This is a genomic window from Paenibacillus sp. ICGEB2008, from assembly GCF_000307675.1.
Taxonomy (GTDB): Bacteria; Bacillota; Bacilli; order Paenibacillales; family Paenibacillaceae; genus Paenibacillus; species Paenibacillus polymyxa.
Genome location: NZ_AMQU01000021.1, coordinates 34,814 through 49,966, shown reverse-complemented (window position 1 = coordinate 49,966; position 15,153 = coordinate 34,814). Strand labels below are relative to the sequence as shown.

Genomic DNA, 15,153 nt, shown 5'->3' with positions numbered 1-15,153 from the left:
TGCTATCATCTTGAGTAATTCTATTTGGAGGAGATTATATGAGCACGGAAGTTCGTGTACGCTATGCACCAAGTCCAACAGGACATCTGCATATTGGAAATGCCAGAACGGCATTATTTAATTATTTGTTTGCCCGCAATCAAGGCGGGAAATTTATTATTCGCATTGAAGATACAGATGTGAAGCGCAATATTGAGGGCGGAGAAGAAAGCCAGCTTAAATATTTGAAATGGTTGGGTATGGACTGGGATGAAAGTATAGACGTGGGCGGCGAGTTCGGACCTTATCGCCAGACCGAGCGCTTGGACATCTACAAAACATACTGGCAGGACTTGCTGGATCGCGGTTTGGCATACCGCTGTTATTGTACGGAAGAAGAACTTGAACGCGAGCGTGAAGAACAGATGGAACGTGGGGAGACACCGCGTTACTCAGGAAAACACCGTGATTTAACAGAAGAACAGTGCCAGGCATTTGAAGCAGAGGGCCGTGTACCGAGTATTCGATTTCGCGTACCAGAAGATCGTGAATATACGTTTGATGATATTGTTAAAGGTCAAATTACGTTCAATTCCAAAGAAAGCGGCGATTTTGTTATCGTCAAAAAAGACGGTATTCCGACATATAACTTCGCTGTAGCGGTTGACGACTATTTGATGAAAATATCACATGTACTACGGGGTGAGGATCATGTATCCAATACACCGCGGCAGTTGATGATTTTTGAAGCTCTCGGCTGGGAGCCTCCACGCTTTGGTCATATGACGCTGATCGTAGGCGAGGATCACAAAAAGCTCAGCAAACGAAATGAATCCATTATTCAGTTCATGGAGCAGTACGATAAGCTGGGCTATCTGCCGGAAGCTATATTCAACTTTATTGCATTGTTGGGCTGGTCTCCGGAAGGCGAGGAAGAGATCTATGATCGGGAACAATTAATCTCGATTTTCGATCCTAATCGTTTGTCCAAAAGCCCAGCTGTATTTGATACAAACAAGCTTGCTTATTTGAATAATCATTATATTAAAAAAGCTGATCCTGAACGGATTGCCAGCATGGCAATTCCACATTTGCAGGCAGCAGGACTGTTGCCGAATGATTTATCGGCTGAACAACAGGATTGGGCTAAAGCTCTTGTCCGCTTATACCAAGAACAAATGACTTCAGCGTCTGATATTGTGGCGTTGTCTGAGTTGTTTTTCCGTTCACATCTGGAGTTGGATGCTGATGCGGCGGCTGTTCTGGCTGAAGAACAGGTTCCTGATGTACTTAGAGCCTTTGCAGCTAAGGTTGAAACGAGCGAGGAATTTACAGCTCCACAAATGGCCAAGCTGATCAAAGAAGTCCAAAAGGAAACTGGTTTTAAGGGGAAACAGCTGTTCATGCCGATTCGTGTGGCCCTTACAGGTCAAACTCATGGACGGGATCTGAACGAGACCATCTATCTACTTGGACGTGACAAGGTATTGGACCGTCTTAAGGCACAAATTAAAGGCTGATATTTCTTGTCAATTTGTTGTCTTTTCGCTATAATGACTCCATTGATATGGATTGATACTTACGTGTAAAGGCTGCGAACAGGAGAAGTACACTGCATAAGGGCATCTGCCAGAGAGGACGGTCGAGGGGAAACCCCAGGCTGAGAACCGTCTAGATGACCTGCGGAGGAAATGCGCCTGGGAGCCGTGCGCCCGAACCCTCGTTAGCCTACAATGCTAATGTGGCAAGGGCTTGCCGATTCGTTCCCGTTACAGGACGCCAAAGACGGACTTTTCTGCTTTTTTTGTAGCAGATATGTTCGAAGCAGAGTGGGACCACGTATATGCGTCTCTGCAGCCTAGGCTGCAGAGACGCTTTTTCATTTTTATCAGATTCAGACTCGCTGTAGACTGAAAATTGTCGAAGAATGCTGGTGACTACGAAAATTGGCGAAATGTGAAGTGTGATGCGGCAAGGATATGGAGGGAATAGGAGGGCGACATGTTCAGGCATTTCAAATCCGATATTCAAACTGTTTTGGATAATGATCCGGCCGCCCGGAGTAAGCTGGAAGTCATTTTTACGTATTCTGGCGTTCATGCCCTTTGGGCACACCGAATTGCACATTGGTTTTATTTGCGAAAGTGGTGTACTCTAGCCCGTGTTATATCCCAGGTATCGAGGTTTATGACAGGAATTGAAATTCATCCTGGCGCTCGTATTGGAGATCGGCTGTTCATTGACCACGGCATGGGTGTTGTCATTGGCGAAACCTGTGAAATTGGCGATGATGTCGTATTGTATCAGGGGGTTACTCTTGGAGGAACTGGAAAAGAGAAAGGGAAGCGCCACCCCACCATTGGGAATAATGTCGTTATAGGCTCCGGTGCAAAAATATTGGGTTCATTTACGATTGGGGCGCAATCCAATATTGGCTCCAACTCGGTTGTGCTAAAAGAAGTTCCGCCAAACAGTACGGTAGTGGGTATCCCCGGGCGAGTGGTCAGACAGGATGGCAGACGTCCAGATCGACTTAGTCACCAGTTGCCTGACCCGGTCGTCGATTCCATACGGTCTCTTCAAATGGAAATAGAACGATTACGAGCAGAATTGTCTGATTTGAAGGAGGAGCAATCTGCTCAGAAACATCAGGTGACCCAAGAGAATAAATTACAAGGATAATTTTCATGAGGGAGGAACATAACGATGTCGCTTCAAATTTATAATACAATGACGAGGAGCCGGGAGCCTTTTGTGCCACTGGAGCCTGGAAAGGTTAAAATGTATGTATGTGGTCCTACAGTGTATGATTACATTCATATTGGTAATGCACGACCTGTAATTGTGTTCGACGTGGTACGCAGCTACTTGGAGTATTTGGGCTATGATGTAAACTATGTGGTGAATTTTACGGACGTTGATGATAAGTTGATCCGCAAAGCTCGGGAACTTAATATGGAGGTTCCGGCAGTTGCCGAGAAGTTTATTGCTGCCTATCATGAGGATCTGACAGGATTGAATGTTCCTGCTGCCAGCATAAATCCTCGTGTAACCGAAAGCATGGATCTGATTATTGATTTTATCAAGGACCTGGTAGACAAAGGCTATGCTTACGAGAATGATGGTGATGTCTTCTACCGGACCAAAATGTTCAAAGACTACGGACAGCTGTCAGGCCAAAAATTGGAGGAACTCCAGTTTGGGATTCGCATCAATGTGGATGAACGCAAGGAGAATGCCGAGGATTTTGTACTCTGGAAAGCAGCGAAACCGGGAGAAATTTACTGGTCAAGTCCTTGGGGGGATGGACGCCCAGGCTGGCATATCGAATGCTCTGCTATGGCTCGTCACTATTTGGGGGATACACTGGATATTCACGGAGGCGGACAGGATCTGCAATTTCCGCATCATGAATGTGAATGCGCACAATCCGAAGTGATTACGGGTAAACCATTATCTCGCTACTGGATGCATAACGGATATATTCGCATAGATAATGAAAAAATGTCGAAATCACTCGGTAACGGTATTTTGGTTAAAGATCTGCGTGCTCGTCACAAGCCCGAAGCTTTACGTTATTTTATGCTGTCGACACATTACCGCAACCCTTTGAACTACAACCAAGTGACGATGAGTCAGGCGGAGAATAGTGTCGAACGGATTGCCAATGCAGTCGCCAATGTAAAGCATCGTTTATCCATGGCTTTGAAAGGTAATGAAGAAGTATCGGCTGAGCTGCAAATGAAGCTTGACGGGATATTACAGCAATTTGGCGAAAAAATGGATGATGATTTCAATACGCCTGATGCGATTACTGCGGTGTTCGAATGGGTCAGCGAAGCCAATCTTTTGTTGCAGCGTGATGTTGTCAATCAGGCGGAATTGCAAGCGGTGCTGCATACCTTCTATTCGATGAATACGGTGCTTCGCATTTATTCGGAACCGAGTGAAGAACTGCTGGATGACGAAATTGAGCAGTTAATTGCAGAACGTGTCGAAGCTCGTAAAACCAAAAACTGGGGTAGAGCTGACGAAATTCGTGATCTGTTAGCTACTAAAGGCATTGTGCTTGAAGATACGGCGCAGGGTATGCGGTGGCGGCGGAAATGAGTAATAAGCCACTGAACTCAGAAGCTGTGGAAGGCGCAGGAAACTGGTTTCCGTATCCTGCGTCCAAGCCGGCTCGCTTGATGCCCCCCATTGCGTTAGCTTACATTGGTGATGCAGTGTATGAGGTGGCTGTCCGGCAATATCTGTTGGCACAGCCCAACCTGCGTCCCAATCATTTACATCGACGAGCTACAAAATTTGTCTCCGCCAAGGCACAGAGCCGTATGTTGGGATTGCTAGAAACGGTGCTGACGGATGAAGAACGTGATATTGTCCGACAAGGAAGAAATGCCAAATCAGGGAGCCTGCCCAAAAATGCTGATGTGCTTGAGTATCGGCATGCCACGGCGCTGGAAGGCTTGATTGGTTATCTTTATTGTGATGGACATTTGGACAGATTGAGAGAGTTGATTACGTACGGAATTGCACAAATGGAAAATGCAGAAAAATCATAAATTGGAGACGGATTGAACGAATTGATATCGACCGTTTTCCGGGAGGAAACTAGAGATGGAAGAAGAATGGATTGCCGGTAAGCATTCGGTAACAGAGGCGTTGCGTTCAGGCAGGACGATAAATAAGATATGGATTGCGGATAATGCACAAAAGCATTTGACACTGCCGATTACAGCTGAGGCGAAAAAAGCAGGAATCATTGTTTTGCAGGTAGACAAGCGTAAGCTCGATCAAATGGTTCCAGGCATTCAGCATCAGGGAGTGGTCGCGCAAGCTGCACCTTTTGCCTACGCTGAGGTGGAGGACTTGCTTGCTAGTGCTCGCGCTAAGGGAGAAGAGCCGTTTTTGATTTTGCTGGATGAGATTGAAGACCCTCATAACTTGGGCTCTATCCTTCGTACGGCGGACTGCACTGGAGCACACGGTATTATAGTGCCGAAAAGGCGTTCAGCAGCTGTAACTGTAACGGTGTCTAAAACATCGGCAGGTGCTGTGGAGTACGTCCCGGTGGCGCGTGTGAGCAATTTGGGACAAACCATTGACCGTCTTAAAGAAGAAGGTGTATGGGTAGTTGGCACGGATGTTACAGCAACCGATCCCGTCTTTGGGAATGGAGTATTCACCGGTCCCGTAGCGATTGTCATTGGTAACGAAAATAAAGGAATGGGCCGTTTGATCCGCGAGAAATGTGATGTACTCGTCAAGCTGCCAATGGCGGGACAAATCAATTCCCTCAATGCTTCTGTAGCTGCAGGTGTCGTCATGTACGAAGTTTTGCGCGGACGACAGGCACGGAGCTAACGATATGGCTGACACGCGGGATGTTCTGCTTGTGGACGGTTACAACATGATTGGAGCCTGGCCCGAACTTTCCGCACTGGTACAATCTGGTATGCAGGAAGCGAGGGACAGACTTCTTGAACGACTGGCGGATCATCAGGCGTATTCGGGCAGAAGAGTCATCGTCGTATTTGATGCTTACAGGGTGCCAGGATTAGGTAAAACCTTTGCCCAGAGCAAAGTCCAGATTTATTTTACGAGAGAAAAAGAGACAGCCGATGAGTGCATCGAGCGATTAGTTCGTGAACTGAGCAGCAAGAGGAGAAGCATTTACGTAGCGACAAGTGATCAGGTAGAGCAGCATGTGGCCTTTGGCCAGGGAGCACTCAGAGTATCGGCACGAGAATTACTGATCGAGATTGAGGAATCTGAAAGGGAAGTCCAGAAGCGAATCCAGCAGGATAACGCCAAATTGTCCCGCAATTCGCTGGATGGCAAGCTGAGTCCGGAGCTTCGAAAGTTGTTTGAACGCTGGAGAAGAGAATGATCCAGTAATTGGGATACTCTCCATTTTGAAACCATTGACAATTTTGTTAGCGCTCTTCTTTTTTAGGTTGTTGTGGTTGACGGTATCAGGTTACATCGCGTATACTTGTCGTATATTTGAGAGAGTAACGGGTACCTTGCGTTGCAGCCGGAGGGATTGTTAGTGAGTGTGGACCTCAAGGATATCATGTTGTCAAAGTTTGATTACAAAAATGATGAAGACATTGTCGGAGCAGTCCATGAAGGTGATGGGGAAGCGCTGGAGTTTCTGATTAACAAATATCGAAACTTTGTGCGGGCCAAGGCCAGATCCTACTTCCTGATTGGGGCTGATCGCGAGGATATTATTCAGGAGGGCATGATTGGTCTCTACAAATCCATCCGTGATTTTAAGGGAGACAAGCTTGCTTCGTTCAAGGCTTTCGCCGAGTTGTGCATAACACGACAGATTATTACGGCAATTAAGACGGCTACACGACAAAAGCACATTCCTCTGAACTCTTACGTATCTCTGGACAAGCCCATCTATGATGAAGAGTCAGACCGGACGTTGCTCGATGTGATTTGCGGAACACAAGTAAGTGATCCTGAAGAGCTGATAATCAATCAGGAAGAGTTTGTGGGTCTTGAGGACAAAATGTCCGAGATTCTGAGCGAGCTAGAACGCAAGGTACTTATGTTGTATCTGGACGGTCGTTCGTATCAAGAGATTGCTGAAGATCTGGATCGTCATGTGAAATCCATTGATAACGCGCTGCAACGGGTCAAACGTAAACTTGAAAAGTATCTGGAAGTAAGGGATAGTTGAAAGTAGAGGCTGACATGGAAAAGGCTCGAGTTTGAGTCTTTTTTTTATTCGTTTTGGGTATGCTGTGCAGGTTTATAAGTGTTGTAAATGATTTATACTAAAAAAGATGAATAATAGATATCGCTTTGATTTTGAAGCAGTATTTCAGAGAATAGCTTCAAAGGATGGACAGATGTAAAAATGCACCACAACCGGGACTGCGAAATGTATGCAAACATTCGTTGACATGGAAAACCCCGTGTGATAAAGTGTTTTAGGTAGGCCTAAATTCGCGGTTTTTTTAGGATCAATTATGAGACTTCCGGTGTTGGATGTCTTCGGGAGGTGCACATCATGCGGGTAATTATTACTTTGGCTTGTACAAATTGCAAACAAAGAAATTACACAACGACGAAAAACAAGCGTAATCACCCCGACCGCATGGAGATGAAGAAATTCTGTAAGTCCTGTAACGAACAGACTTCTCATCGGGAAACCAGATAGTTTTTGGAGGTGTAGTCGGCGTGAAACGCAGTTTCAAGTCTCTGTTTTCCTTTTTCTCTGAAAGCTGGGCTGAACTCAAGAAAGTTCGCTGGCCCAATCGTAAAGAACTGACCAACTATACGCTGATTGTCATAGGGACGATTGCGTTCGTCACGATTTATTTTTGGGTTCTCGATATCGGCATTTCCGCTGTGATCGAAGCGATTATCTAGGAAGGGTTCCAGGTGGCTTGATATGGAAAAAAGATGGTACGTCGTTCATACCTATTCAGGGTATGAGAACAAAGTCAAAGCCAATTTGGAAAAACGCGTTGAGTCCATGGGCATGGAAGACAAGATATTCCGTGTTCTTGTTCCTATGGAAGAAGAACTGGTAACCAAGGACGGTAAGAAAAAAACCGTTATGCGTAAAGTCTACCCTGGTTATGTCTTGGTCGAAATGGTCCAAACCGATGATTCTTGGTATGTTGTACGCAACACACCAGGTGTTACGGGATTTGTAGGATCGACAGGCTCGGGTTCCAAGCCGACGCCATTGCTTCCAGAAGAAGTTGAACAGATTCTGAAGCATATGGGCATGGTAGAGCCGAAACCGAAGATTGAATTCGATGTTAAGGAATCCGTGCGAATTAAAGTTGGTCCTTTTGCGAATTTTGTGGGCTCCGTGGAAGAAATTTTGGTTGAGAAGAGCAAGCTTAAGGTTCACGTCAACATGTTTGGACGGGAAACCCCGCTTGAGTTGGATTATACTCAAGTGGAGAAAATATAGATTTTTCTTACAGGTTTCTTGTGGGAGGATCAATAGGTCCGTCTACCACTATTGAGTCAAGGAGGTGTCATCCATGGCAAAAAAGGTAATTAAAATGGTAAAACTGCAGATCCCTGCAGGGAAAGCTAATCCAGCGCCTCCAGTAGGTCCAGCTTTGGGTCAAGCAGGTGTCAACATTATGGCATTCTGTAAAGAGTTCAATGCTCGTACTGCTGATCAAGCAGGCCTGATTATCCCGGTTGAAATTTCGGTATTTGAGGATCGTTCTTTTACGTTCATCACCAAAACTCCACCGGCTGCTGTTCTGTTGAAAGTTGCTGCTAAAATCGAAAAAGGTTCCGGTGAACCGAATAAAACGAAAGTTGCAACTGTAAATCGCGCTGCTGTTCGTCAAATTGCAGAGCAAAAAATGCCTGACCTTAACGCAGCTTCCGTAGAATCGGCAATGCGTATGGTTGAAGGTACTGCTCGCAGCATGGGTATCACCATCGTAGATTAATTTTATTAATCTACGTGTGCCGGCGGTTTGACTGTCCGGTAAGTGTGGGAGGAATATCCGCTAATACCACATAAGGAGGAAAAGATAATGGCTAAACATGGTAAGAAGTACCTTGAAGCTGCTAAGCTGATTGACAGCGAAGCAACTTATGAGCCTTTGGAAGCCGTTGAATTGGTGAAAAAGGCTGCAACTGCTAAATTCGACGAAACCGTTGAAGCTGCAGTTCGTCTGGGCGTAGATTCCCGTAAACAAGACCAGGCTGTTCGTGGTGTTGTTGTCCTGCCACATGGTACGGGTAAAACACAACGTGTTCTGGTATTTGCAAAAGGTGACAAAGTGAAAGAAGCGGAAGCGGCTGGCGCTGATTTTGTTGGCGATCAAGATATGATCAACAAAATCCAACAAGGCTGGTTCGAATTCGACGTCTGCGTTGCGACACCTGATATGATGAGTGAGGTTGGTAAACTGGGTCGTTTGCTCGGTGGTAAAGGTTTAATGCCTAACCCTAAAGCAGGCACAGTTACTTTCGACGTTGCCAAGGCTGTTCAAGAAATTAAAGCCGGTAAAATCGAATACCGTCTCGACAAAGCAGGTCAAATTCACGCACCAATCGGCAAAGCATCTTTCAGTGCTGAGCAACTGAACGAGAACCTTAAAGCCTTGATTGAAGCCTTGAACCGTGCGAAGCCAGCGGCTGCTAAAGGTGTATACCTGAAAAACATCGCTATTTCTTCGACTATGGGACCAAGTGCACGTGTGAACACATCTGTTTACAGATAATATTTCGGTTGACACGTTCAATCAAATTTGTTATTCTGTAAAAGTTGTGAGTCCTTGTGACTGACCGTTAAAGTTGAATATGCTTACCGTAGACAGTAGGTGCTTTCGGGCTTAATTTCCTACCGAGGTGTTATGATAGAACGTTTCATGCGACGGGCTTGTCCCGTCCATGTGGATTTATCAAGCCTTCGTACTCTACGGAGGCTTTTTTCATGCTCATGAAAACGACTTTGGTAGAACGCCAGAATGGGTGTTTCTAACAAAGTAGATAAATTGATCAGGAGGTGTACAGTTTGGCAAATGCAAAGGTGATTCAAGCAAAACAAGAAGCTGTTGAAGTTGTAGCTGCAAAATTGCGCGAGAGCGTAACAACTGTAGTTGCAGACTATCGCGGTCTGAATGTTGCCCAAGTAACTGAGCTGCGTAAGCAGCTTCGTGAAGCCGGAATCGAATTTCAAGTGCTGAAAAACACACTGCTCCGCCGTGCAACTGCGGCAGCAGAATTGACTGAACTGGACGCAGTATTGACAGGTCCTACTGCAATCGCGTTCGGCAAAGATGATGCAGTGTCTGCAGCTAAAATCTTGAACGATTTCGCTAAGAAAAACAATGCATTGGAACTGAAAGGTGCAGTTGTAGAAGGTCGTGTAATCGGTGTTGAGGAAATCAAAGCGCTGGCAGAACTGCCATCCCGCGAAGGTCTCCTTTCCATGCTCCTCAGCGTGCTTCAAGCTCCTATGCGCAACTTCGCGCTTGCGGTTAAAGCTGTTGCAGATAAAGAAGAGCAAAGTGCATAAGTTGGGATTTAAACCTGCTGTATAGCAGTTAAGAACAAAAAAATACGAATTTAAATGGAGGTTCAACCATGAGTAAAGAGCAAATCTTGGAAGCAATTAAAGGTATGTCCGTATTGGAACTGAACGATCTCGTGAAAGCAATCGAAGAAGAATTCGGCGTAACTGCAGCAGCTCCAGTAGCTGTAGCAGGTGGCGCAGCAGGTGGCGCAGCAGAAGCTGAGCAATCCGAGTTCGACGTAATCTTGACAAGCGCTGGCGCTTCCAAAATCAACGTTATCAAAGCAGTTCGCGAAATTACAGGTCTTGGCCTGAAAGAAGCAAAAGAACTGGTTGACAACGCTCCAAAACCATTGAAAGAAAAAGTTGCAAAAGAAGAAGCTGAATCCGTTAAAGCAAAATTGGAAGAAGCAGGCGCTTCTGTAGAAGTAAAATAATTGACTGCTCTTTAGCAGACAATGAATTAAAACAAACCCCTTGAGGTGATCTTCAAGGGGTTTGTTGCTGTAAAGCGGTAGTACAAACAGGTCTGAAATATTATTCTAAAGGCTATGATGTTAGTATAACCGTACAACCGAAAGAGGTGGGCGTGAATGGCTGATCATTATTACTCCAGACGGCCAGAGACGGCACATGAACGGCGAAGTCTAGAGACGGTGCTGCGTGGACGTTCCTATCGATTTGCCAGCGATTCAGGCGTTTTTTCAAAGCAGGGGATTGATTATGGGAGTCGTGTGTTGATTGAAGCTATGCAACTTCCTGCAAATGCCTCGGTATTGGATGTAGGATGTGGTTACGGGCCGATTGGTTTGACGGCGGCTACGCTTGTCCCGGACGGACACGTTACAATGGTTGATATTAACGAGCGAGCCGTTCAACTAGCGATAGAGAATGCGGAGCGTAATGGAATTAAAAATGTCACCATTAAGCAAAGTGATTTGTTTGCAGAAGTGCAACACGAACGTTTTGACGTGATCTTGACGAATCCTCCTATACGTGCAGGGAAAGAAACGGTTCATACCATATTTGAGCTTGCGTATGAGCATTTAAATGAGGGTGGAGCTTTATGGGTCGTCATTCAGAAAAAGCAGGGTGCTCCTTCGGCGAGCGCTAAAATAGAGAGCCTTTTCGGTCATGTGGAAGAAGTTACGAAGGATAAAGGTTATCGGATTTTAAAGGCTGAAAAAAGTTTTAGAAAAATGCAATAGGACCATTGACTTGAATCCTGGTCTGTGATATCATTATAAAATGTCAGTATTAGGATGCCCTCCATGGCTTTAGTTTGTTGAAATGTCAATAGATTTATGCGTAACAGGGTATAGTATTTATATCTCTTACGTATAATATAACCATTTTGGGCAAATCTACAAGTGATGAAGATCTTCCGGTATGAGGATTCTGCAGATACGTCGCTCTTTTTTCGAATGCATTCGAGTAAGGGCTTTTCTGTATTTGTAAGATCGAATCATCTGTATGTGTCTTATTATAAGGTCACAAACAGAGGTTCGCAATGTATTTTTAAAGTGAGTAGACATGAGGGGTGAGTTTAAGTTGGCAGGACATCTTGTTCAATATGGTCGACGCACTCGGCGCAGTTATGCACGTATTAATGAGGTACTCGAGGTTCCCAACCTGATTGAGATCCAACAAAAATCCTATGATTGGTTTTTGGAGGAAGGATTACGGGAAATGTTTCGGGATATTTCTCCAATTCAAGATTTCACAGGAAATCTGATTCTGGAGTTTATCGATTACTCTCTCGGAGAACCCAAATATACCGTTGACGACGCAAAGGAACGCGACGTTACGTATGCAGCACCGCTTCGGGTAAAAGTCCGGCTTATTAATAAAGAAACCGGGGAAGTGAAAGAGCAGGAAGTATTCATGGGAGACTTCCCGCTGATGACTGAAACGGGTACGTTTATTATTAACGGTGCGGAACGGGTTATTGTCAGCCAGTTGGTTCGCTCTCCCAGCGTCTATTTCAGCACAAAAGTCGACAAGAATGCGAAAACAACATACACCGCAACGGTAATTCCTAACCGGGGGGCTTGGCTCGAACTGGAGATGGATGCGAAGGATATTATCTATGTCCGGATTGACCGTACCCGTAAAATTCCGGTTACGGTGTTGCTGCGTGCGCTTGGCTTTGGCACTGATGCTGAGATTCTGGATTTGCTCGGCAATGACGAATATATCCGCAACACACTTGATAAAGACAACACGGATTCCACGGAGAAAGCGCTGATTGAAATTTATGAGCGTCTTCGTCCGGGTGAGCCACCGACATTGGATAACGCAAAGAGCTTGCTTGTTGCACGCTTCTTTGATCCAAAACGGTATGATCTGGCCAACGTAGGCCGTTACAAAATCAATAAAAAGCTTCACATCAAAAACCGTCTGTTCAATCAACGTCTTGCTGAGACACTGATTGATACGACAACTGGTGAAATCATCGCTGAAGCAGGACAAATGGTAGACCGTCGCCTGTTGGACGAGATTTTGGCACAACTAGAAGAGTCGGTTGGACATCGTACGTATCATGTTGCTAGTGGCGTATTGGAAAGCAACGATATTCCGCTTCAAACGATCGATGTATTCTCACCGATTGAAGACGGTAAAGTAGTAAAACTGATTGCCAATGGAAATATCGATAAATCGGTTAAAAACATTACGCCTGCCGATATTATTTCCTCCATCAGTTATTTTATTAACTTGCTTCACGGAATCGGAAGTACAGACGACATTGACCATTTGGGTAACCGTCGTTTGCGTTCTGTAGGTGAGTTGCTGCAAAATCAGTTCCGTATTGGTCTGTCTCGTATGGAACGCGTGGTACGCGAAAGAATGTCAATTCAGGATGCTAATGTAATCACGCCACAGGCGCTGATTAACATACGTCCGGTCATTGCGTCGATTAAAGAGTTCTTTGGTAGCTCCCAGCTGTCTCAGTTCATGGATCAGACAAACCCGCTTGCTGAATTAACGCACAAACGTCGTCTGTCTGCACTCGGACCCGGCGGTTTGACGCGCGAACGCGCGGGCATGGAAGTGCGTGACGTCCATCCGAGTCACTACGGCCGTATGTGTCCTATCGAGACACCAGAGGGACCAAACATTGGTTTGATCAACTCTTTGTCCACTTTCGCACGTATCAACGAGTACGGATTTATCGAAGCTCCTTATCGCTGGGTAGATCCGAAAACCGGAAAAGTTACAGATCAGATTGATTACCTGACTGCTGATGAAGAAGATAACTACATCGTTGCTCAGGCAAATGCGGAATTGACGGAAGAAAACACCTTTAAGGATGAAATCGTTATTGTCCGCTATAACAAGCAGTCTGATAACATTATTCCGATGGCAAGTAGCCGTGTTGATTACATGGACGTATCGCCTAAACAGGTCGTATCAGTCGCTACTGCACTGATTCCGTTCCTGGAGAATGATGACTCGAACCGCGCATTGATGGGTTCCAACATGCAGCGGCAGGCTGTTCCACTACTGATTCCGAAAGCGCCTTTGGTAGGAACAGGGATGGAACATAAGTCTGCAAAAGATTCTGGTGTTTGCGTTGTGTCCAAGTACAACGGGGTAATTGAACGTTCTTCGGCTAACGAAATTTGGTTGCGTCGTATTGAAAATGTAGATGGTACTGAAGTAAAAGGCGATATTGTTAAGTATAAATTACACAAATTTATGCGTTCTAACCAAGGAACATGCATCAACCAGCGTCCAATCGTAAACAGAGGCGATATTGTCAAGGTTGGCGATATTCTAGCGGATGGTCCATCCACAGAAATGGGCGAGTTGGCATTGGGACGTAACGTTGTCGTAGCGTTCATGACTTGGGAAGGTTACAACTACGAGGATGCGATCTTGCTGAGCGAGAAGCTGGTTAAAGAGGATGTATACACCTCGATCCATATCGAGGAATACGAATCCGAGGCTCGTGATACGAAGCTTGGACCAGAAGAAATCACTCGTGATATTCCGAATGTTGGTGAAGAAGCACTTCGTAATCTAGATGAGCGCGGCATCATTCGCATCGGTGCGGAAATTGCCGCAGGTGACATTCTTGTTGGTAAAGTAACACCTAAGGGTGTGACTGAGCTGACAGCTGAAGAACGTCTCTTGCATGCAATCTTTGGTGAGAAGGCGCGCGAGGTTCGTGATACTTCCTTGAGAGTTCCTCACGGAACCGACGGGATCGTTGTAGATGTTAAAGTATTTACACGTGAAAATGGCGATGAGCTGCCACCGGGTGTAAACCAGTTGGTACGCGTATACATTGCTCAAAAACGTAAAATTTCTGAAGGCGATAAAATGGCTGGACGTCACGGTAACAAGGGTGTCGTTGCCCGTATTCTGCCTGAAGAAGATATGCCATTCTTGCCGGATGGCACCCCAGTGCAAGTCGTACTGAACCCGCTGGGCGTACCTTCACGGATGAACATCGGACAGGTGCTTGAAGTGCATCTGGGTATGGCTGCAATGCGTCTTGGTATTCATGTGGCAACTCCAGTATTCGATGGTGCCAAGGAGTATGACGTATTTGATACGATGGAAGAAGCGGGTATGCAACGCAATGGTAAAACGGTGTTGTATGATGGACGTACAGGTGATCGTTTTGAACGTGAAGTTACTGTCGGTGTCATGCACATGATCAAACTGGCGCACATGGTCGACGATAAGATCCATGCCCGTTCTACAGGTCCTTACTCTCTCGTTACGCAACAGCCGTTGGGTGGTAAAGCCCAATTCGGTGGTCAGCGCTTCGGGGAGATGGAAGTATGGGCACTGGAAGCCTACGGTGCAGCATACACGCTTCAGGAAATTTTGACTGTGAAATCCGATGATGTGGTTGGACGTGTTAAAACTTACGAATCCATCGTCAAAGGTGAAAATGTCCCTGAACCGGGTGTTCCTGAATCATTCAAGGTCTTGATCAAAGAGCTGCAAAGCTTGGGTATGGACGTGAAGATTCTGTCTGAAGACGAACAAGAGATCGAAATGAGAGAGCTTGATGATGAAGATGACACAACTGGCGATAAGCTGAGTTTGAATCTGGAAGGCTCTGAGGTTGGCGTAGAGTAATTTGACTGCTGACTGACTCATATCAGCTTTGTTATATGCCTCGATCCATTTTT

Annotated in this window: 16 protein-coding genes and 1 other annotated feature; all 16 genes read left to right on the top strand. The window is 45.6% G+C overall.

All coding sequences use genetic code 11. The annotated features are described in order from the left end of the window. Window positions 1-38: 38 nt before the first annotated feature. Window positions 39-1,499 (top strand): glutamate--tRNA ligase, encoded by a 1,461-nt coding sequence (gltX, locus tag C400_RS0119005; RefSeq protein ID WP_017427898.1) that lies wholly within the window; start codon window positions 39-41, stop codon window positions 1,497-1,499. A gap of 481 nt (window positions 1,500-1,980) precedes the next feature. Continuing rightward, window positions 1,981-2,661: a serine O-acetyltransferase gene (cysE, locus tag C400_RS0119000; RefSeq protein ID WP_013373284.1), complete on the top strand. Its 681-nt coding sequence runs from the start codon at window positions 1,981-1,983 to the stop codon at window positions 2,659-2,661. Window positions 2,662-2,685: 24 nt separating this feature from the next. Continuing rightward, the gene (gene cysS, locus C400_RS0118995; protein ID WP_017427897.1) at window positions 2,686-4,089 is read left to right on the top strand and encodes a cysteine--tRNA ligase; all 1,404 of its coding nucleotides are present in this window, start codon (window positions 2,686-2,688) and stop codon (window positions 4,087-4,089) included. Next, window positions 4,086-4,544 (top strand): Mini-ribonuclease 3, encoded by a 459-nt coding sequence (locus C400_RS0118990; protein WP_017427896.1) that lies wholly within the window; start codon window positions 4,086-4,088, stop codon window positions 4,542-4,544. Before cysS ends, C400_RS0118990 begins: the two co-directional genes overlap by 4 nt. Window positions 4,545-4,599: 55 nt before the next feature. Continuing rightward, entirely contained in the window at window positions 4,600-5,346 is a 747-nt protein-coding gene (rlmB, locus tag C400_RS0118985) for a 23S rRNA (guanosine(2251)-2'-O)-methyltransferase RlmB (protein WP_013373281.1), read from the top strand. 4 nt (window positions 5,347-5,350) lie between these two features. After that, window positions 5,351-5,872 (top strand): NYN domain-containing protein, encoded by a 522-nt coding sequence (locus C400_RS0118980; RefSeq protein WP_016818643.1) that lies wholly within the window; start codon window positions 5,351-5,353, stop codon window positions 5,870-5,872. A 162-nt stretch (window positions 5,873-6,034) separates the two neighbouring features. Beyond that, window positions 6,035-6,679, top strand: coding sequence for an RNA polymerase sporulation sigma factor SigH (gene sigH / locus C400_RS0118975; RefSeq protein WP_016324748.1), 645 nt, complete (start codon window positions 6,035-6,037; stop codon window positions 6,677-6,679). 333 nt (window positions 6,680-7,012) lie between these two features. Further along, complete coding sequence (gene rpmG, locus C400_RS26955; protein ID WP_013373278.1) at window positions 7,013-7,162, top strand: 50S ribosomal protein L33; 150 nt, start codon at window positions 7,013-7,015, stop codon at window positions 7,160-7,162. Window positions 7,163-7,182: 20 nt separating this feature from the next. Then, a complete protein-coding gene (secE, locus tag C400_RS0118970) occupies window positions 7,183-7,374 on the top strand; it encodes a preprotein translocase subunit SecE (protein ID WP_013312170.1) in 192 nt (63 codons plus the stop codon). Between the two features lie 22 nt (window positions 7,375-7,396). Further along, complete coding sequence (nusG, locus tag C400_RS0118965) at window positions 7,397-7,930, top strand: transcription termination/antitermination protein NusG (protein ID WP_007432596.1); 534 nt, start codon at window positions 7,397-7,399, stop codon at window positions 7,928-7,930. A gap of 73 nt (window positions 7,931-8,003) precedes the next feature. Continuing rightward, a complete protein-coding gene (rplK, locus tag C400_RS0118960; RefSeq protein ID WP_007432595.1) occupies window positions 8,004-8,429 on the top strand; it encodes a 50S ribosomal protein L11 in 426 nt (141 codons plus the stop codon). An 87-nt stretch (window positions 8,430-8,516) separates the two neighbouring features. Next, window positions 8,517-9,209, top strand: coding sequence for a 50S ribosomal protein L1 (rplA, locus tag C400_RS0118955; protein WP_016818644.1), 693 nt, complete (start codon window positions 8,517-8,519; stop codon window positions 9,207-9,209). A 68-nt stretch (window positions 9,210-9,277) separates the two neighbouring features. Beyond that, window positions 9,278-9,429: a sequence feature (ribosomal protein L10 leader region), on the top strand. A gap of 73 nt (window positions 9,430-9,502) precedes the next feature. Further along, complete coding sequence (gene rplJ, locus C400_RS0118950) at window positions 9,503-10,006, top strand: 50S ribosomal protein L10 (protein WP_016818645.1); 504 nt, start codon at window positions 9,503-9,505, stop codon at window positions 10,004-10,006. 68 nt (window positions 10,007-10,074) lie between these two features. Next, entirely contained in the window at window positions 10,075-10,440 is a 366-nt protein-coding gene (gene rplL / locus C400_RS0118945) for a 50S ribosomal protein L7/L12 (RefSeq protein WP_013373275.1), read from the top strand. 156 nt (window positions 10,441-10,596) lie between these two features. Then, the gene (locus C400_RS0118940; RefSeq protein ID WP_016818646.1) at window positions 10,597-11,211 is read left to right on the top strand and encodes a class I SAM-dependent methyltransferase; all 615 of its coding nucleotides are present in this window, start codon (window positions 10,597-10,599) and stop codon (window positions 11,209-11,211) included. A 343-nt stretch (window positions 11,212-11,554) separates the two neighbouring features. Then, on the top strand, window positions 11,555-15,100 hold the full coding sequence (gene rpoB / locus C400_RS0118935) for a DNA-directed RNA polymerase subunit beta (protein ID WP_016818647.1): 3,546 nt from the start codon (window positions 11,555-11,557) through the stop codon (window positions 15,098-15,100). Window positions 15,101-15,153: the final 53 nt, after the last annotated feature.